The organism is Faecalibacterium sp. I3-3-33 (assembly GCF_023347295.1).
Classification (GTDB): domain Bacteria; phylum Bacillota; class Clostridia; order Oscillospirales; family Ruminococcaceae; genus Faecalibacterium.
In genome coordinates this window covers 2,604,641-2,623,692 of sequence record NZ_CP094469.1, presented here as the reverse complement: position 1 = coordinate 2,623,692, position 19,052 = coordinate 2,604,641, and the positions used below count along the sequence as shown (strand labels likewise).

General features: G+C 58.6%; 16 protein-coding genes. 10 read left to right on the top strand and 6 right to left on the bottom strand.

Going from position 1 to position 19,052, the window contains the following annotated elements; genetic code table 11:
• Positions 1 to 164 precede the first annotated feature (164 nt).
• The 8 genes from MTP39_RS12330 to MTP39_RS12295 all read left to right on the top strand — a co-directional run bounded on the left by MTP39_RS12330 (position 165) and on the right by MTP39_RS12295 (position 10,723).
• On the top strand, positions 165 to 1,373 hold the full coding sequence (locus MTP39_RS12330; protein WP_249240743.1) for an ABC transporter substrate-binding protein: 1,209 nt from the start codon (positions 165 to 167) through the stop codon (positions 1,371 to 1,373).
• Positions 1,374 to 1,528: 155 nt separating this feature from the next.
• Positions 1,529 to 2,407: a branched-chain amino acid ABC transporter permease gene (locus tag MTP39_RS12325; RefSeq protein WP_005922993.1), complete on the top strand. Its 879-nt coding sequence runs from the start codon at positions 1,529 to 1,531 to the stop codon at positions 2,405 to 2,407.
• A 12-nt stretch (positions 2,408 to 2,419) separates the two neighbouring features.
• Complete coding sequence (locus MTP39_RS12320; RefSeq protein WP_249240742.1) at positions 2,420 to 3,448, top strand: branched-chain amino acid ABC transporter permease; 1,029 nt, start codon at positions 2,420 to 2,422, stop codon at positions 3,446 to 3,448.
• Positions 3,441 to 4,280 carry an ABC transporter ATP-binding protein gene (locus MTP39_RS12315; protein WP_005922990.1) on the top strand — a complete coding sequence of 280 codons (840 nt, stop codon included), beginning with the start codon at positions 3,441 to 3,443 and terminating at the stop codon, positions 4,278 to 4,280. The genes MTP39_RS12320 and MTP39_RS12315 overlap by 8 nt, the downstream gene beginning before the upstream one ends.
• A gap of 3 nt (positions 4,281 to 4,283) precedes the next feature.
• The gene (locus MTP39_RS12310; protein ID WP_055185514.1) at positions 4,284 to 4,997 is read left to right on the top strand and encodes an ABC transporter ATP-binding protein; all 714 of its coding nucleotides are present in this window, start codon (positions 4,284 to 4,286) and stop codon (positions 4,995 to 4,997) included.
• Between the two features lie 185 nt (positions 4,998 to 5,182).
• Positions 5,183 to 6,196: an aspartate--ammonia ligase gene (gene asnA / locus MTP39_RS12305; protein WP_249240741.1), complete on the top strand. Its 1,014-nt coding sequence runs from the start codon at positions 5,183 to 5,185 to the stop codon at positions 6,194 to 6,196.
• Between the two features lie 387 nt (positions 6,197 to 6,583).
• On the top strand, positions 6,584 to 9,196 hold the full coding sequence (gene clpB, locus MTP39_RS12300) for an ATP-dependent chaperone ClpB (protein WP_249240740.1): 2,613 nt from the start codon (positions 6,584 to 6,586) through the stop codon (positions 9,194 to 9,196).
• A 219-nt stretch (positions 9,197 to 9,415) separates the two neighbouring features.
• A complete protein-coding gene (locus tag MTP39_RS12295) occupies positions 9,416 to 10,723 on the top strand; it encodes an HlyC/CorC family transporter (protein ID WP_249242064.1) in 1,308 nt (435 codons plus the stop codon).
• Positions 10,724 to 11,541: 818 nt separating this feature from the next.
• On the opposite strand, the gene MTP39_RS12290 is transcribed toward MTP39_RS12295, so the two are convergent.
• The 5 genes from MTP39_RS12290 to MTP39_RS12270 all read right to left on the bottom strand — a co-directional run bounded on the left by MTP39_RS12290 (position 11,542) and on the right by MTP39_RS12270 (position 16,528).
• Complete coding sequence (locus tag MTP39_RS12290) at positions 11,542 to 12,342, bottom strand: gluconate 5-dehydrogenase (protein WP_112090775.1); 801 nt, start codon at positions 12,340 to 12,342, stop codon at positions 11,542 to 11,544.
• Positions 12,343 to 12,433: 91 nt separating this feature from the next.
• A complete protein-coding gene (kduI, locus tag MTP39_RS12285) occupies positions 12,434 to 13,282 on the bottom strand; it encodes a 5-dehydro-4-deoxy-D-glucuronate isomerase (protein WP_005921078.1) in 849 nt (282 codons plus the stop codon).
• A 19-nt stretch (positions 13,283 to 13,301) separates the two neighbouring features.
• The gene (locus MTP39_RS12280) at positions 13,302 to 14,327 is read right to left on the bottom strand and encodes a sugar kinase (RefSeq protein ID WP_249240739.1); all 1,026 of its coding nucleotides are present in this window, start codon (positions 14,325 to 14,327) and stop codon (positions 13,302 to 13,304) included.
• Between the two features lie 92 nt (positions 14,328 to 14,419).
• Positions 14,420 to 15,382, bottom strand: coding sequence for a bifunctional 4-hydroxy-2-oxoglutarate aldolase/2-dehydro-3-deoxy-phosphogluconate aldolase (gene eda / locus MTP39_RS12275; RefSeq protein WP_005921074.1), 963 nt, complete (start codon positions 15,380 to 15,382; stop codon positions 14,420 to 14,422).
• Between the two features lie 237 nt (positions 15,383 to 15,619).
• A complete protein-coding gene (locus MTP39_RS12270) occupies positions 15,620 to 16,528 on the bottom strand; it encodes a Cof-type HAD-IIB family hydrolase (RefSeq protein WP_249240738.1) in 909 nt (302 codons plus the stop codon).
• A gap of 124 nt (positions 16,529 to 16,652) precedes the next feature.
• Here MTP39_RS12270 and MTP39_RS12265 point away from each other — a divergent pair, with 124 nt between their 5' ends.
• Together MTP39_RS12265 and MTP39_RS12260 are read left to right on the top strand one after the other, a co-directional pair.
• Positions 16,653 to 17,294 carry a phosphatase PAP2 family protein gene (locus tag MTP39_RS12265; protein WP_249240737.1) on the top strand — a complete coding sequence of 214 codons (642 nt, stop codon included), beginning with the start codon at positions 16,653 to 16,655 and terminating at the stop codon, positions 17,292 to 17,294.
• 135 nt (positions 17,295 to 17,429) lie between these two features.
• Positions 17,430 to 18,104, top strand: a complete 675-nt coding sequence (locus tag MTP39_RS12260; protein WP_249240736.1) for a GntR family transcriptional regulator — start codon at positions 17,430 to 17,432, stop codon at positions 18,102 to 18,104.
• Positions 18,105 to 18,375: 271 nt separating this feature from the next.
• Here the strand turns inward: MTP39_RS12260 and MTP39_RS12255 are convergent, their stop codons facing one another.
• A complete protein-coding gene (locus MTP39_RS12255; RefSeq protein ID WP_249240735.1) occupies positions 18,376 to 19,050 on the bottom strand; it encodes a hypothetical protein in 675 nt (224 codons plus the stop codon).
• Between the last annotated feature and the right edge of the window lie 2 nt (positions 19,051 to 19,052).

Here is a 19,052-nt window from a genome sequence, read left to right as displayed (position 1 = left end):
GCCCAAAAGTATGGACGGTTTGTGAATTGCGGATTTGAACCCAGATAGCTATAATAACAGACAAGAACAGAAGCAAGGCCGCTTTTAGAGGGGAAGGGCCTTGCTTCCGTTTTTATCCTTGATTCTATTCTAGCCTATAAATTACTCCGAAGGAGGAGATTTTTATGAAAAAGGTGTTCACTCGTCGTCAGTTCATGGCCGCTGCCGGTGTTGTTGCCGCAGCAAGCGCTCTGACTGCCTGCGGCGGTTCTTCCGCAAGCACGGCCGCTTCTTCTGCCGGTTCCGCTGCTGCTTCCGGCAGCACCATCAAGGTGGGTGTGCTGGGACCCCTGACCGGTGACAATTCCGTTTACGGTCAGGCTGTTGTAAACGGTGCCAGCCTGTACTTGAAGCAGGTCAATGCCGATGGCGGTGTCAACGGCAAGCAGCTGGAGATCATCACCATGGACGAGCAGGGCGATGCTACGCAGGCTGTAACCAGCTTTACCAAGATGGTGGATCAGGGCATCACCGCTCTGGTGGGCGATGTTACCACCACCCCGACGCTGGCTGTCGCCGCTGAGAGCGCCGATTACAATATGCCCATGGTCACCGCTTCCGCTACTGCCGAGGCTGTTACCTACGATGCCGAGACCGACACCGTGAACGGGAATGTGTTCCGCGCCTGCTTTACCGACCCGTTCCAGGGCGTGAAGATGGCAGATTACGCTTACAAGAAGCTGGGCTACACCAAGGCAGCCGTCATTTTCCTGAAGGGCGCAGACTACAACGAGGGTCTGGCCGAAAACTTCGTGACCGAGTTTGAGAGCCTGGGCGGCACCGTCGTCGATCAGGAGAGCTACTCTGAGGGCGATGTGGACTTCAAGACCCAGCTGACCAGCATCCTTGGCAAGAACCCCGAGATGGTGTTCTGCCCCAACTACTATCAGGAAGTGGGTCAGATCCTGGCTCAGGCCGAGAGCGTCGGCTTGACCGTTCCGTTCCTCGGCGGCGACGGCTGGGATGGTCTGGAGGGCTACGCCACCGCCGACCAGCTGAAGGACTCCTACTTCTGCGCCTGCTACGCTAAGGGCTCCAGCGCCGCGTTTGAGGATGCCTACAAGGCCGAGTACGGCGAGGCCTACCCCAACGGCTTTGCACCCTTGGGCTACGATGCCGCCATGACCGTCGTGTACGGCATCAAGGCTGCCGAGGAGCAGGGTCTGGAGGCCGGTTCTGACGAGTACAAGCAGGCTGTCATCGATGCCATTGCCGGCGGCACCATCGAGGGCATCACCGGCACCTTTACCTTCGACGAGCACCACAACCCCGTCAAGAGCACTGCCATCCTGACCTATGTGGACGGCAAGCCCGAGCTGAAGGAAATGTTCTGATCCGCGCCGTTCCATCCACCGGTGATGAAGCCGCCCGCACAGAGCAAACCCCATGATTTTTTTGGAGAACGCCGGAACAGCTTTTTTCTGGTCAGGCGTTCTCCGTTTTTTATATCAAAAAGCGTAAACGCCGCAAAGAAAGGAAGTATCCAACCATGACAGTGTTCTTTAGCCAGCTGATCAACGGCTTGTCCCTTGGCAGCATCTATGCACTGATCGCACTGGGCTACAGCATGGTGTACGGCATTATCCTGCTGCTGAACTTTGCCCACGGCGATGTCATCATGGTGGGCGCATACATGTCCTGGTTCGTCATGAACCAGCTGGGTCTTGGCCCGGTCACCGCTGTATGCGCCACCATCATCACCTGTACGCTGCTGGGCGTGGTGATCGAAAAGATCGCCTACACCCCCCTGCGCAGCGCACCCCGTATCTCGCTGCTGATCACCGCCATTGGTGTCTCCTTCTTTCTGGAGTACACGGCAGAGCTGATCCTTGGCTCGGGTGCAAAGGTGATCCCCGCCTACTACACCAACCAGACCTTCCGTCTGGGCAAGGTGCCGCTGGGTCTTACCTCCATCATCACGCTGGTGGTCACCGTGCTGTCCATGCTGGTGCTCACCTTTCTGGTGCAAAAGACCAAGCTTGGCAAGGCCATGCGCGCCGTCTCGGAGGATATGGATGCTGCCCGCCTGATGGGCATCAACGTCAACAGCACCATCTCCTTCACCTTTGCCGTGGGCTCGGCGCTGGCAGGCATCGGCAGCGTGCTGTACTGCTGCTCCTACCCGCAGGCTACCCCCACCATGGGCTCCATGCTGGGTCTGAAAGCCTTTGTTGCCGCCGTGCTGGGCGGCATCGGCTCCATTCCGGGCGCTATGGTCGGCGGCATTGCCATCGGCCTGTGCGAGTGCTTTGTTTCTGCCATCGGCCTTTCTGCATGGAAGGACGCTGTCACGTTTGCAATTCTGATCATCGTGCTGCTGGTCAAGCCCACGGGCTTCCTTGGCCGCAAGGTGCAGGAAAAGGTGTAAGGGGGCATAACGATGAATACCAAACGCAAGACCCTCAAAATGCCCGTGCGCTACCTGATGAATCTGGTGCTGGTGGGGCTGCTGTTCGTGGGACTTTCCTATGTGACCGGCAATATGCTGTCCACCTACCAGAATAAGGTGCTGCTGACCGTGGGCATCAATATCATTCTGGCTGTCTCGCTGAACGTTGCCACCGGTTATCTGGGGCAGCTGCCGCTGGGTCACGCCGGTTTTATGGCGGTAGGCGCCTACGCCTGCGCCCTGTTCACCAAATCCTCGGGCCTGCCTAAGGGCGTGGCTTTTGCCATCGGTCTGGTGCTGGCATGGGTGATCGCCGGGCTGTTCGGGATGCTGATCGGTATCCCTGCCCTGCGCCTGACCGGCGACTATCTGGCCATCCTGACGCTGGGCTTTGGCGAGATCATCCGCATCACCTTGAACAACATTGATGATGTGCTGGGCTTCAAGCTGTTCTACGGCTCCAAGGGCCTGAAGAACATCCCCAAATATTCCAACTTTACCAACGTGTTCCTGTGCGTGGTCATCACCTGTTTCCTCATCCACGCCATGATGAAGAGCCGCCACGGCCGCGCCGTGCTGGCTATCCGCGACAACGAGATCGCCGCCGAGAGCTGCGGCATCCAGACCACCTATTATAAGGTGATGGCCTTTGCCTTCTCCGCCGCCTTTGCAGGCTTGGCGGGTGGTCTGTACGCCTGCTACATCGGCGTGCTGAACCCCTCCACCTTCGGCTTTATGAAGTCCATCGAAATTCTGGTCATGGTGGTTCTGGGCGGCATGGGCTCCATGCTGGGCTCCATCCTGTCCGCTACCGTGCTGACCATCCTGCCCGAGGCGACCCGCAGCTTTGAAAGCTACCGCATGGTGGTCTACTCGCTGGTGCTGGTGCTGATGATGATCTTCCGCCCGGGTGGACTGCTGGGCAGCTACGACTTCTCCCTGAGCCGCATCGTGGAAAAGGCCATGAATGGCGAACTGTTCCGCAAACATACCAAAAAGGAGGCCGCTGACCATGAGTGAGTTCAAGACCAGACTGCACAGTGTGCCCTCCGGCGGTTTTCTGACCGACCGCGACAAGGACAAAAAGCCCATTCTGGACGTGCGTGAGCTGGGCATCGACTTCGGCGGTCTGACCGCCGTGGACAACTTTAACCTGATGATCGGCCGCAACGAGATCGCCGGTCTGATCGGCCCCAACGGCGCAGGCAAGACCACCGTGTTCAACCTGCTCACCAACGTCTACCAGCCCACCCGCGGCTCCATCCTGATCGACGGGATGCCCACTGCCGGGAAAAAGACCTATCAGGTCAACCGCATGGGCGTGGCGCGTACCTTCCAGAACATCCGCCTGTTCAAGGAGCTGAGCGTCATCGACAACATCAAGGTGGGTCTGCACGAGTCCATGAAGTATAATCTGGCGTCCTCTCTGCTGCGGATGCCGAACTACTGGAAAGAAGAAAAGCAGTGCACTGAGCGTGCGCTGGAGCTGCTGGACATCTTCCACATGGCAGACCTTGCCAACGCACAGGCCGGCAGCCTGCCCTACGGCGCACAGCGGCGGCTGGAGATCATGCGCGCACTGGCCACCGGCCCGAAGCTTCTGCTGCTGGACGAGCCTGCCGCCGGTATGAACCCCTCCGAGACTGCGGAGCTGACCGAGACCATCCGCCGCATCCGCGACGAGTTCAACATTGCCGTGCTGCTCATCGAGCACGACATGAGCCTTGTCATGGGCATCTGCGAGGGCATTGCGGTGCTGAACTTTGGCCGCATCATCGCCAAGGGCACCCCGGACGAGATCCGCGATAACCCGCAGGTCATCGAGGCCTATCTGGGCAAAAAGGAGGGCTGAGCCATGGCTGATACATTACTGAAGGTGGACGGCATCAACGTCTACTACGGCAACATCCACGCCGTAAAGGATATCTCTTTCACTGTCAACGCGGGCGAGATCGTCACCCTGATCGGTGCCAACGGCGCGGGCAAATCCACCACCCTGAAAACCATTTCCGGCCTTTTGAAGCCCCGCACCGGCGATGTGTTGTATAAAGGCAAAAGCATCAAGGGCGTGCGCGCCCACAAGATCGTGGAGAGCGGCCTTGCACAGGTGCCGGAGGGCCGCCATGTGTTTTTGCACATGACGGTGGACGAGAACCTTGACATGGGTGCCTACACCCAGCCCGCTTCCACCATTGCCGCCAACAAGGAAAAGGTGTTCACCCTGTTCCCCCGCCTGAAGGAGCGCCGCAAGCAGCTGGCGGGCACCATGTCCGGCGGCGAGCAGCAGATGCTGGCCATGGGGCGTGCGCTCATGAGCAACGCTTCCATGCTGATGCTGGACGAGCCTTCTATGGGGCTTTCGCCGCTGCTGGTGCAGGAGATCTTTGACATCATCCGCGACATCCACAAGGAAGGCATGACCATCCTGCTGGTGGAGCAGAACGCGCAGATGGCGCTTTCGGTGGCCGACCGCGCCTATGTGCTGGAGACCGGCCGCATAGTCATGGACGGTACCGGTGCCGAGCTGCTGACCAACGAGCGCGTCCGCAGCGCCTATCTGGGCGGGTAAACGGAAAAATAGTTTGATTTGCAGTTCCGAAACGCCTATGGGCGTTTCGGAACTGCTTTTTCCTGCTATCACTTTACTTTCGTAAAAAATTGTGCCATAATGGGTGCAGTATTCCGGCTTTGCAAAAGCCACGCCCCGGCTCGGGAAAGCGGGGCGCAAACCACATAGAATGAGGGGTAAACGTTATGAGCAAGATCATCATCCCGGCAAACTACAAACCCGCGCTGAACCTGTACGACACCCAGCGCGCCATCGGCACGGTGAAGCGGCTGTTCGCCGATACCCTGTGCGCCACGCTGAACCTGTACCGCGTGTCTGCACCGCTGTTTCTGGAGGCTTCCACCGGCCTGAATGACGACCTGAACGGCGTGGAGCGCAAGGTGACCTTTGACATCAAGGACAGCGGCATCGAGGCACAGGTGGTGCAGTCGCTGGCAAAGTGGAAGCGGCAGGCCCTGAAGGACTACGATTTCCATGTGGGCAAGGGCTTGTACTGCGATATGAACGCTATCCGCCGGGACGAGGAGCTGGACAACCTCCACTCCATCTATGTGGATCAGTGGGACTGGGAAAAGGTCATCACGGTGGAGGACCGCAACGAGACCTACCTGAAAAACGTGGTGCGCTGCATCGTGTCTGCGGTGTGCGCCACCGAGATGAACCTGCACGCCATGTTCCCCCAGCTGCAGGATCTGCCCCTGCACACCCCCAACGTGACCTTTGTCACCACGCAGGAACTGGAGGATAAGTACCCCGATCTGACCCCGAAGGAGCGGGAGAACGCCTTTGTCAAAGAGAACGGCACCACCTTCCTGATGAAGATCGGTGCACCCCTGCGCAGCGGCAAGCCCCACGACGGCCGTGCCCCGGACTATGACGACTGGGATCTGAACGGCGACCTGCTGTTCTGGAACGACCCGCTGCAGTGCAGCTACGAGCTGAGCAGCATGGGCATCCGCGTCAGCCCGGAGAGCATGGACAAGCAGCTGACCATGGCGGGCTGCGATGACCGCCGCACCCTGCCCTTCCACAAGGCAGTGCTGGCTGGCGAGCTGCCCTATACCATCGGCGGCGGCATCGGCCAGAGCCGCCTGTGTATGCTGCTGCTGGGCAGCGTCCACATTGGCGAGGTACAGGCCAGCGTGTGGGACAAGGCCACCCGCGAAGCCTGCGCTAAGGCTGGAATCCCGCTGCTGTAAGCGGAACGATTTCGACGGAAAAATATTTTTGATTTGAAATACAGCCAAGCCTGCGGGCTTGGCTGTATTTTGTTTTCACGGGAAGACTTTTGCTCAGGGGGAGAATTTGATTTCCATACAGGTTGAAAAGCATGGTTTTGCGTCTATTCTGCAAACTTTTTGTGAACCCTATTGACAAAGTGGGTGGACAGGAGTATATTTTTAGCAGTCGAGCAGATAGAGTGCTAAAAACAAAACAAACTGCTCCGCAGGAGGTGCGCAAGACCATGAAGAAGAACATCTATACAATTCAATCACGGCTCTGCCGCCGCTGGGCGCGGAGCTATTAGCACAGAACTTATCCGTCCGCTAAAATAAACCTTCCGGTATGAATGGAGGCTTGACTTTATGAATACCAATCAATATACCCAAAAGACCCTTGAGGCATTGCAGGCAGCCCAGCAGCTGGCTGTGGAGTACCAGCACAACGCGCTGGAACCCGCCCATCTGCTGCACGCACTGGCTGCGCAGGAAAACGGCCTGATTCCCCAGCTGCTGCAAAAGCTGAACGTTGACCCCGGCAGTTTTGCCGCCGCTGTGGCCGAAAAGCTTTCCGCACTGCCCCGGGTGTCCGGCTCCGGCCGCGACCCCGATAAGGTCTATATCTCGCAGGCCACCGATAAGGTGCTCAGCGCCGCCGCCCGCGAAGCTAAGGCCATGAAGGACGACTTCATCAGCGTGGAGCATCTGTTCCTTGGTCTGCTGGATGAGCAGGACCAGACCACCAGTGAGCTGTTCCGCGCCTTCAACCTGAAAAAGGATGCCTTCCTGCAGCAGCTTACCGCCGTGCGCGGCAATCAGCGGGTGACCACCGATAACCCGGAGGATACCTACAATGCCCTGCAGAAGTACGGTCAGGATCTGGTGGAGCTTGCCCGCAAGCAGAAGCTGGACCCCGTTATCGGCCGCGATCAGGAGATCCGCAATGTGATCCGTATCCTGTCCCGTAAGACCAAAAACAACCCCTGCCTGATCGGTGAGCCCGGCGTTGGTAAGACCGCCATCGCCGAGGGTCTGGCGCAGCGGATCGTGCGCGGCGATGTGCCCGAAAACCTGAAGGATCGCACCGTGTTCAGCCTGGACATGGGCGCTCTGGTGGCCGGTGCAAAGTACCGCGGCGAGTTCGAGGAGCGCTTGAAGAGCGTACTGAACGAGGTGAAGAAGAGCGAGGGCAAGATCATCCTCTTCATTGATGAGCTGCACACCATTGTGGGTGCCGGTAAGACCGACGGCGCCATGGACGCAGGCAACCTGCTCAAGCCCATGCTGGCCCGGGGCGAGCTGCACTGCATCGGCGCGACCACGCTGGACGAGTACCGCCAGTATATCGAAAAAGACCCCGCGCTGGAGCGCCGGTTCCAGCCGGTGCAGGTGGATGAGCCTACCGTGGAGGATACCATCTCCATCCTGCGCGGCCTGAAGGAGCGCTACGAGGTGTTCCACGGCGTAAAGATCAACGACAGTGCGCTGATCGCCGCCGCCACCCTTTCCGACCGCTATATCACCGACCGCTTTCTGCCGGATAAGGCCATCGACCTTGTGGATGAAGCCTGCGCTATGATCAAGACTGAGATGGACAGTATGCCCAGCGAGATGGACGATCTGGCACACCGCATCACCCAGCTGCAGATCGAGCAGGTGAGCCTGAAAAAGGAGACCGACGCCCTGAGCCAGAGCCGCTTGAAGGATCTGGAAAAGGAGCTTGCCGAATTGCAGGATAAGTTCCGCAGCATGAAGGCAAAGTGGGAGAACGAGAAGAACGCCATTGGCAAGGTGCAGAGCCTGCGTGAGCAGATCGAGCAGACCAATGCCGCCATCGAAAAAGCCCAGCGCGAGTACGACCTGAACAAGGCCGCTGAGCTGAAATACGGCAAGCTGCCCCAGCTGCAGAAGCAGCTGGCCGAGGAGGAAAAGGTTGCTGCCGCTAAGAAGGAGGACAGCCTGCTGCGTGACCGCGTGACCGATGAGGAGATCGCCCGCATCGTGGCACGCTGGACCGGCATCCCGGTAGAGAAGCTGGTGGAGGGTGAACGCGAGAAGCTGCTGCATCTGGACGATGTGCTGCACCAGCGGGTCATCGGGCAGGACGAGGCCGTGACCAAGGTAAGCGAAGCCATTCTGCGCAGCCGCGCCGGTATCGCCAACCCCAACCGCCCCATCGGCAGCTTCCTGTTCCTTGGCCCCACCGGCGTCGGCAAGACTGAGCTTGCCAAGGCGCTGGCACAGGCTCTGTTTGACGACGAGCGCAACATGGTGCGTATCGATATGACCGAGTATATGGAGAAGTTCAGCGTCAGCCGTCTGATCGGCGCGCCTCCGGGATATGTCGGTTATGAAGAGGGCGGTCAGCTGACCGAGGCTGTGCGCCGCAAGCCTTACAGCGTGGTGCTGTTCGATGAGGTGGAAAAAGCCCACCCCGATGTGTTCAACATCCTGTTGCAGGTGCTGGACGATGGCCGCATCACGGATAGTCAGGGCCGCACCGTGGACTTCAAGAACACGGTCATTATCCTGACCTCCAACCTTGGCAGCGATATCATCCTGAACGATCTGGAGCAGCGCCGTGCGCAGGGCTCCAACGAGTTGAGCGAGGATGCAAAGCACCAGATCGATCTGCTGCTCAAGAGCAAGTTCCGTCCCGAATTCCTGAACCGTCTGGACGAGATCGTCTACTACAAGAGCCTGACCAAGGATGAGATGCGCAAGATCGTGGATCTGCAATTGCAGGATCTGCGTAACCGCATGGAGGAGGGCAAGCACCTCAAGCTGGAGGTCACCACCGCCGCCAAGGACTTCATCATCGATTCTGCCTACGACAGCGTTTATGGTGCACGTCCCATCAAGCGCTTCATCCAGAGCCGCGTGGAGACCCTGATCGCCAAGGCCATCATCAAGGGCAATTATGCCGAGGGCAACACCCTGACGGTGGATTATGACGGCAGCGCACTGGTTCTGCGCTAAAATTTACCGGTTTTGTACATGGAGTACGGGCCAAAAGCTTGCACCCGTGTGCAGAATATGTTATTATAAAAAGTAACATTGATGTGCTTTTCATCGCGGAAATGGCAACGATGGAAAGCACATTTTTGTATGTAAGAAAAATATAGGCAAAACCCTCTCAGGCGCGCTGCCGGAGAGGGTACAATTTAAAACAGAAAGTTGAGTGTGATTTCCCTTTTTATGGACGATGGCAGTAGTATGACGCTCTGGGTAGCGCTGGTAGTATTGGTGGCATTCTCCGCCTTTTTCTCCGCATCCGAGACCGCATTTTCTTCCCTGAATCAGATCCGCCTGAAAAGCCGCGCCGAGGACGGCGATACCTCTGCCGCCCGTGTGCTGGCAATGGCTGAAAAATACGATAAGCTGCTTTCCACCATCCTTATCGGCAACAATATCGTGAACATTGCAGCAGCTTCCATCGGCACCATCATTTTCACCAAGATGCTGGGTGCAGAGCGGGGCGCTACGGTGTCCACCATGGTGCTGACCGTGGTGGTGCTGATCTTTGGCGAGGTGACCCCCAAGAGCCTTGCCAAAGAGATGCCGGAAACGGTAGCCACCGCAGTTGCACCGGCGCTCAGCCTGCTGATGCTGGTATTTACCCCGCTGACGTGGCTGTTTACCCAGTGGAAGCGCTTTCTGGGACGCTTTGTCCACAGCACCGAGGAGGACACCATCACCGAGGGCGAGTTGATGACCATGGTCAGCGAGGCCGAGAACGACGGCGAGCTGACCGACCGGGAAAGCGAACTGATCCGCAGCGCCATCGAGTTTGATGACGTGGAGGTGGAAGAGATCCTGACCCCCCGCGTGGATGTGATCGCGGTGGAGGACGATCTGCCGCTGGAAGAGGTGGCACAGACCTTTGCCGAGTCCGGCTACTCCCGTCTGCCGGTGTACCACGACACCATTGATAACATCATCGGCGTGGTACATGAAAAGGACTTCTACATGGCACGCCTGAAAAAGGAGGTCAAGCTGGAGGATCTGGTCAAGCCCACCCTCTACACCACCGGCTCCACCCAGATCTCCCAGCTGCTGCGCACCCTGCGCGAGCAGCACCACCACATGGCTGTGGTGGTGGACGAGTACGGCGGCACCGAGGGCATCATCACGCTGGAGGACATTCTGGAGGAGCTGGTAGGCGAGATCTGGGATGAACACGACGAGGTGACCGAGGACTTCCGCAAGCAGTCAGACGGCAGCTGGATCGTGCTGGGCAGCGCCGGTGTGGACGACCTGTACGAGCGGCTGGGTCTGCCGGAGGACGAGGAGATCGACTCCAACACGGTAAACGGTCTGGTGCAGGAAAAGACCTGCCGCCTGCCCAAGGTGGGCGACCGCTTCACGCTGGGCAGCTACGACGGCGTGGTGACCCGCACCGCCAAGCGCCGCGTGACCGAGGTGCGTCTGACCCCCGCAGAAAAGCCCGAGCCCAAAAAGGACGAAGAGGAAAAAGGCCACTTTGGCCGGATAACCTCTAAATAAAATATCAATCGGCTGCTGCACATAAAACGTGCGGCAGCCGGTTTTGTTGAAGGCCTGCCGAGGGATGTTCTCTTTTGACACCAAAAGAGAACCAGAAAAGTGCCAGCGATTTCGACGCGCTGGAGCCACGAAAAAGGGGCTGCTCGCCCCTTTTAACCCCAAAGAGGAGGGCTGCACCGGAAAAAACTGAAGATTCACGCCTGTTCGGCGTGAAGATCTTTTAACCGTTTTTTTCGGCTCCGCCAATTTAAAACCCTCTCAGGCGCTCCCGCGCCAGCTCTCCCAAAGGGAGAGCCAAGCCGTTACGTTCGTTGCTAAAGTGTTAGGAATAACGAGAAAGCTTCAGGGCGTGCTAGCTCCCCCTCGGGGGAGCTGTCGCGCAGCGACTGAGGGGCTATAAATGGAGAAGCGAAAAAAGCGTTAAAGCGATAGCGCCGACTGGCGCAGCGCTAGCTTTTTTGTGCTTCGACTTCTTCTTTAGGATTGTCAAGGGCGAGCAGCCCTTGACGACGGGTTGCGGCTCCCAGCATCCGCTTCGTGCCTTGGGCGGCACTCGCGTCTTGCTGGCCGCTGCCCCAACAACTGCTCCCTGTTTCCGCCGCTGGCGGCGGTCGCAGTTGTTGCATTGTGGGGTGGGTGGAGTCCAGAGGTAGGGAGGGGGGAGTCGGAACACCCCTCCCTGCCTCTGGCCCAGCGGAGCGTCTTTGCACGCTAAAGACAGTTAGAAACTTCCCCGCGCAGCGGAGCGCATTTAAAATCGTCTAATTTGCCTATAAAAATCCCCCCGGCGAGCAGCGCCGGGGGGATTTTTTCAGGATTTACTTAGGCTGGCGGCCGATATAGGCCAGAATGCCGCCGTCGGCGTAGAGGATCTGGCCGTTCACGAAGTCGGATGCGTGGCTGGCAAGGAACACGCAGGGGCCAACCATGTCCTCCGGGTCACCCCAGCGGCCTGCGGGGGTCTTGGCAACGATGAACTGGTCAAAGGGGTGACGGCTGCCGTCCGGCTGGATCTCGCGCAGGGGCGCAGTCTGGGCGGTGGCAATGTAGCCGGGGCCCATGCCGTTGCACTGGATGTTGTACTCGCCGTACTCAGAGGCGATATTCTTGGTCAGCATCTTTAGCGCACCCTTGGCGGCGGCGTAGGCAGAAACGGTCTCGCGGCCCAGCTCGCTCATCATGGAGCAGATGTTGATGATCTTGCCCTCGCGCTTTTCCATCATGTCGGGCAGCACGGCCTTGGAGCAGTTGAAAGCGCCGCCCACATGGACGTCGATCACCCGCATAAAGTCGGCGTGGCTCATCTCGATCATGGGCACGCGCTTCATCAGACCGGCGTTGTTTACCAGAATGTCCACAGAGCCGACCTCGGCCTTGATCTTTGCCACCATGGCGTTTACGGCGTCCTCGTCGGAAACGTCTGCCACATAGCCGTGGGCGTCGATGCCGGCAGCCTTGTAGGCGGCCATGCCCTTTTCTAAGCTGGCCTCAGAGGAGCAGTTGAAGCAGATGACGGCGCCGCACTTGGCCATGCCCTCTGCAATGGAAAAACCGATGCCGTGGGCACCGCCGGTGATCAGGGCTACCTTGCCCTGCAGGTTGAATGCAGACAGATCCATGATGTTCTCCTTTTTTCACAGTATCCAAGTTAATTTTTTAGCAAAACGCCCCGTACCGGCAACCCGGTACGGGGCGTTTGATTGGTGCTTTTTAGCGCAGGTCAGTGGTAGCGATGTTGTCCATGTCGTCAAACTCCATGTTCTCGCCGCCCATTGCCCAGATAAACGTATAGTTCGAGGTGCCTACGCCGCTGTGAATGCTCCAGGAGGGGCTGATGACAGCATCCTCGTTGTGCATCACGATGTGGCGGGTCTGGGTAGGCTCGCCGCACATATGGAACACCACCTGCCCCTCGGGCAGTTCAAAGTAAGTATAGATCTCCATGCGCCGCTCGTGGGTGTGGCTGGGCATCGTGTTCCAGTTGGAACCCGGTGCAAGCTCGGTCATACCCATGCTCAGCTGGCAGGTCTTCAGCACATCCGGGTGGATGAACTGGTTGATGGTGCGCTTGTTGCAGGTATCCACGCTGCCCAGCGGGCGGTGGTTTGCATCAGCCATCTTGATCAGACGGGTCTGGTAAGCGCAGTGTGCCGGAGCAGAGACCATGTAGAACTTGGCGGGATGCTCCGGGTCGGCGGAAGCAAAGGTGACTTCCTTGGTGCCCTGCGTAATGTACAGGCAGTCTTTATAGCCCAGCTCGTACTTTACGCCGTCGGCCACCACGATACCGGTGGAATCCTTGCCGATGTTGAACATGCCGATCTCGCGGCGCTCCAGGAAGTAGTGGGTGCCAAAGTTGGCCCAGATGTCGATGCCCTTGTCGATAGACACGGTCTCGTGCACCGGCATACAGCCCAGTGTGACCATGCGGTCCACATGGCTGTAAACGGCCACCACTTCATCTGCCTTGTACAGGCCGGTGATCAGCATCTCGTCCCGCATTTCCTCGGTGGTATAGCGCTTGAAATCCTTCTGGTTGCAGGAATAACGGATATCCATAGCGGACTCCCTCCTGCGCTTAGCGCTGGATACGGCCGGAACCGTCGCCGCCGGCCAGCTTCTCGACCTCGGACACGGTCATCATGTTGTAGTCGCCCTCGATGGAGTGCTTCAGAGCGGAAGCTGCAACTGCGAACTCGACAGCCTCCTGAGTGCTCTTGCCGGTCAGCAGGCTGTAGATCAGGCCGCCGCCGAAGGAGTCGCCGCCGCCAACGCGGTCGATGATGTGCAGGTCGTACTTCTTGGAGAAGCAGTACTCGTTAGAAGCAACATCGTACAGCATAGCGCTCCAGCCGTTGTCGAATGCGCTGTGGCTTTCACGCAGGGTGATAGCCACCTTCTCGAAGTGGAACTTGTCAGCCAGCTGCTTGGCAACGCTCTTGTAGCCCTCAGCGTTCAGCTTGCCGCCGTAGATATCGGTAGCCTCGGCCTCGATGCCGAACACGTCCTTTGCGTCCTCCTCGTTGGAGATGCACACGTCAACGTACTGGCACAGATCGGTCATGGCAGCGCGGGCCTGCTCACGGGTCCACAGCTTGCCGCGGTAGTTCAGGTCGCAGCTGATCTTCACGCCGTGAGCCTTAGCAGCCTTGCAGGCCTCGCGGCAGATCTCGACAACGTTCTCGCCCAGAGCCGGGGTGATGCCGGTGAAGTGGAACCAATCCACGCCCTCGAAGATCTTGTCCCAATCAAAGTCGGAAGGCTGAGCCAGCTGGATAGCGCTGTTGGCACGGTCGTAGATGCAGACGGAGCCACGCTGAGAAGCGCCCTTCTCGTTGTAGTAGATGCCCACACGGTCACCGCCGCGGGTGATCATGCTGGTATCGACGCCGTAGCGGCGCAGGCTGTTGACAGCGGCCTGACCGATGGCGTGTGCGGGGAGCTTGGTAACAAAAGCTGCGTCCAGACCGTAGTTGGCCAGAGAAACAGCAACGTTGGCCTCGCCGCCGCCGAAGGTGAACTCCAGGCTGTTAGCCTGAACGAAACGCTCGTAGTTGAAGGGCTGCAGACGGACCATCAGTTCGCCAAAAGTAACGACTCTCATTGGTTATTCTCCTTTATATCAGGTGTTTCATCATCCCGCCGCAGGGCATACCCGCTGCGGTGGGGCTTTTACGGGTAAAAGGGGACAGGCGCTTATGCCTGCACCAGATGGAAGGCAAAGCCGGCGATCTCATCTGCCATGTAGCAGGCAACAGTCTTGCCGTTCTTCACGTTCTTGCTGTCCAGATCGAACTTCACGCCGCGCTGAGACAGGTGGTAGATGGCGCGGTCCACGTTGTTGCAGCCGATGGCGATGTGGCCATTGGTGCCGCGGCCGGGCTTCTTCATGATCTCGAACTCCTTGTTGCCGACAAAGATGCTGGAGTTGCCGGGAGCGACCTTCATGTTCAGCATAGCGCCGATCAGGTTAGCCACCTTCATGGCCTCTTCCTCGTTGTCGGTGTTGATGCCAACGTGCAGCAGCTTCAGACCCAGCATGGTGTCAACAGCTTCCTTGCTCTGTGCGGTGATCTTTGCCCAGTCGCCGGCCTTGATCACATCGCTCTTGCACATCCAGGTGCCGCCCACGGCAAAGATCTGGTCATAGCCCAGATAATCGTTGACGTTCTTGGCGTTGACACCGCCGGTGCACATCCAGCGAGCGCCCTTCAGGGCAGCGCCGATGTTCTTCAGCATGCCAACACCGCCGTTTGCCTCAGCGGGGAAGAACTTCAGAGCCTCGCAGCCCATGTTCATAGCCTGCTGCATCTCGCCTGCGGAGCAGGTGCCGGGCATCATGATGCCGCCCTTGGCGATGACGTGCTTGCAGACCTCGGGGTCGAAGCCGGGAGCAACGATGAAGGAAGCACCGGCAGCCATAGCACGGTCGGCCTGCTCGCAGGTCAGAACGGTGCCGGCACCCAGCAGCATCTCGGGCATCTCCTCGTGGATCTTGCGGATGCACTCTTCAGCACAGGCAGTGCGGAAGGTGACCTCAGCTGCGGGCAGACCGCCCTCAGCCAGAGCCTTGCACAGGGGCAGGGCCTCATCAACGCTGTTGAAAGCGATAACAGGGATAATGCCGATCTGATAGACCTTTTCTACGATGGGATTCATAACGCATTTCTCCTTTTATATTTGAACTCTCTCGGTGCGTCGGGTTTGCTCCTGTGGGCGCAATACCCCCATACGCGCTTATGATACTAGTATAAACGAACAGCCCGTCTTTGGTAATACTCAACAAGCACAATGTTTAGCATAATAGCTTGTATACATTGCACAAAAATGACGAACGACCCGAAAAATCGGGTCAGAACCCGGTGAAAATGCTGTGAAATTGCTGTAAAAACTGGCTCAGATGCCAAGAGTTTCCAGTATCTCCGCTACGCCGTCATGGTCGCAGTCGGCCTTGCTGACAAGGTGCGCCAGCGCCTGAATTTCCGGCATGCCGTTTGCCATCACAGCAGCCACCCCGGCCTTTTGCAGCATGGCGCGGTCGTTCTCGCTGTCGCCCACCGCAAGGGTGGATGCGTGGGGGACGCCCAGCCGGTCGGCCAGCGCGCGCAGTGCCTCGCCCTTGTCCACACCGGCGGCGGTCACCTCCACATTTTTCGGCGACCCCTGCACGATCTCCACGCCCGGGACGGCGCGGAAGCGGGGCAGCGCAGCCGCAGCCTGCTGCGGGTTTTCAAAGAACACGCAGAGCTTTTCAATGGCAAAGGCGTTGCGGCTCATCCACTCGGCTGCGTCCCGTAGGATGGTAAAGCGGCCATCGTTGGGCTGGCGCGCTTCGGTGCTGTCCTTCTTTGCAGCCCGGGCAGCGGCCAGTGCAATGCTGCGGGCATCGGTGCAGGCGTATCCGTCCGAGAAAATGCGCAGGTCGGCGTGGCAGCTCTCGCAGACCGCAAAGGCTTCGCGGGCAGTCTCCACCGGCATCAGGCTGTGCAGCAGGCAGACCGGCGTGCTGGTGCGGTGCTCTTTCGCGTTGGAATAGCGGCTGTACACGGCGCCCACGGGGTCGGAGCCCAAGTCCCACACGGCGGCACCGTTGCAGGTGATGACGTAGCGGATGCCGGGCAGCTGCGCCACCTCCGGCGGCAGACTGGCCAGCGGACGCCCGGTGGCGGGCACGATGTACACGCCCTTGTCCACGGCGGCCTGCAAAGCGGCACGGGTGCGGGGCGTGACGTGCCCCTCGCGGTTCAGCAGGGTGCCGTCCAGATCCAGCGCGACCAGACGGATGGCGGGAAATTCTTGTGGCATGACGTACTCCTTTTATAAATAAGATCCAGCTTATTTTTATTGTATCGCAGGGAAAACATTTGCGCAAGTGGACGGAATGTGCTATAATAGCACGTCAATTCACATAAAAAATAGGAGAAACGACATGAAACTTAGCCAACTGCGCAGCCGGTGCCGCCCGCACCTGTGGTATCAGCTGTACTGGGTGGTGTACCTGATCTGGTTCTTCTGGCTGGATCTCACCGTCACCGCCCCCAAATATATCCTGCACAGTCCGCTGGACGATCTGATCCCCTTCAACGAGTGGTTCGTGCTCCCTTATTGCAGCTGGTTTCTGCTGCTGGCGGGGGTGACGGCGGCACTGTGGTGGTGCGATACCGCCACCTACGATAAGCTTTGCCTGACCATGTTTTCCGGCATGACCTTCTGCCTGATCGTGTACATGATCCTGCCCAATGGGCTGGAGCTGCGCCCCGCCGTGGAGACCCTTGGCCGGGATAACCCGGCGCTGCGGGTCATGCAGCTGCTGTGGAAAGCGGATGCCGCCGTGAACGTCTGCCCCTCCATCCACTGCCAGAGCTCCGCCTGCATGGCAATGGCTTTCAGCCATAGTAAGCTGGCAGAGGGCAAGCCCCTGCGCAAGGTGCTGGCATGGGTGTGGGCGGCGCTGATCTGCCTGTCCACCGTGTTCACCAAGCAGCACTCGGTCATTGATGTGGCCTGCGGCTTGGCAGTGGCTTTTGTGTGGCTGCCGGTGGTGTACCGCCCGGCGCGGGCACTTCATTGAACAAAATAGCAAAAAATTGACCGCAATTTTCGGTTGCTCCTGCTATTGACAGTTGCCCGGCAGTTGGGTAATATGGTCATATACTAGTATATTACAAGATTTACCACCAACTGACCCCGAAGGGAGAACACTGCAATGGCATCTTTGAGTGCGAGGGAACAGGCGTATCAGACCATCCGAAGCCGGATCATCACCATGGAACTGAAGCCCGGCGACCCCCTGAACGACAGGGAACTTGCGGAGCAGATGGGCATCAGCCGCACCCCCATGCGGGAGGCGCTGATCATGCTCAACATTGCCCACATGGTGGACATCAAACCCCAGAGCGGTACCCATGTGGCGCCCATCGACCTGAAGCGGATGGAGCTGGAGCAGTTTGCCCGCTTCACCCTTGAAAAAGAGATCTTGAACCGCGTGCGCGGCCGTTTGACCGACCAGCAGGAGCAGGAGTACCGGCAGGTCATCGAGAACTATCGCCTGCTGGAGGCCGACCTGACCCAGCCGGACCGGGAGACCCACCTGCTGGAGCTGGACAACCAGTTCCACCGCAAGGCCTTTGAGATCACCGGCATGGAAGAGCATTTTGACCACATGTTGGGCGAGCTGCAGCATGTGGAGCGCATCCGCAAGTTCAGCCTGCAGACCAACGAGAACAAATCCGTCTGCGCCGCCCACACCCGCATTCTGGAAATGGTGTTGCACGGCACCGCCGAAGAACTGGGCGAGGCACTGGAAAGCCACCTGAACCGTTATAAGCTTTCGGTGGAGCAGGCGCGCAGCGTTCACCCGGAGTATTTCACCGAGGGGTAAAATACCGCTTGCCGCCGCGCGGATATTTCCGCAGGAAACCAGCGCGGCAGATGTCGTTTGCCGTTACGACCCCTCCTGTGAAAAAGTAGTTTCAAAACGCCCGCAGGCGTTTTGAAACTACGAAATAAAAATAATCTTTCCGCTGAATGTGCCCAGAGCAACGCGGAGGGCATTTCCAATCGTCTTGCTTACCTATTATAGAAAAAAGCCCGTCGGCAGAGCAGTGCATCGCTGTCTGTCGGCGGGTTTTCTGTTAAGCAGGGGGGAAATATTAGTTCTGTTTGCAGGTCTCGGCCTTCATGGCGTTGTAGCCAATGAGCACGGTCCAGACGTAGGCGCAGGTCTTGGGGATCATCAGCATACCGATCAGGGGGTTGACGTCTGCCCACAGGACAACGGGGATATAGAAGCCGAAGCTCAGCACGATGGTCAGCCACATCCAGCGGAAAGCCTTGTCGTTGTTCTGCTTGGCGCTGCGGTAGAACAGCACGATGATCAGCAGACCCAGCAGGGCAAAGGGCACATTGCGCAGGATGCCCCATGCCAGCGGGGTGTGGTTGGTGAGCCACTGGTTCTGCGGCATCATGCACAGCACGATGCGCACAGCGGACAGGGCGTACACGGCGGCGGTCACGTTCTTCTGCCCCTCGATCTGGTAGCGCTTGCGCCAGACGTAGTACAGCAGCACATAGAACACGGTCATAGTCACAGAGGTGATCCACTTGCCCAGACCCAGCGGCACGGCATAGTTTTCCAGACCGGTGGTGCACAGTGCCAGTGCACGGGGCACCAGATGGAAGGAGTCGCCCGCGCCCAGCACTACGGCCATCAGGCCGAACAGGCGGAACTGGGTGCCAGCCTTGCTGCCGCAGATCATGCGGACGCCCACCGTGAGCACGGTGACCAGATAGAAGATATCGAAAACGGTTTCAATAACAGCTCTCATAC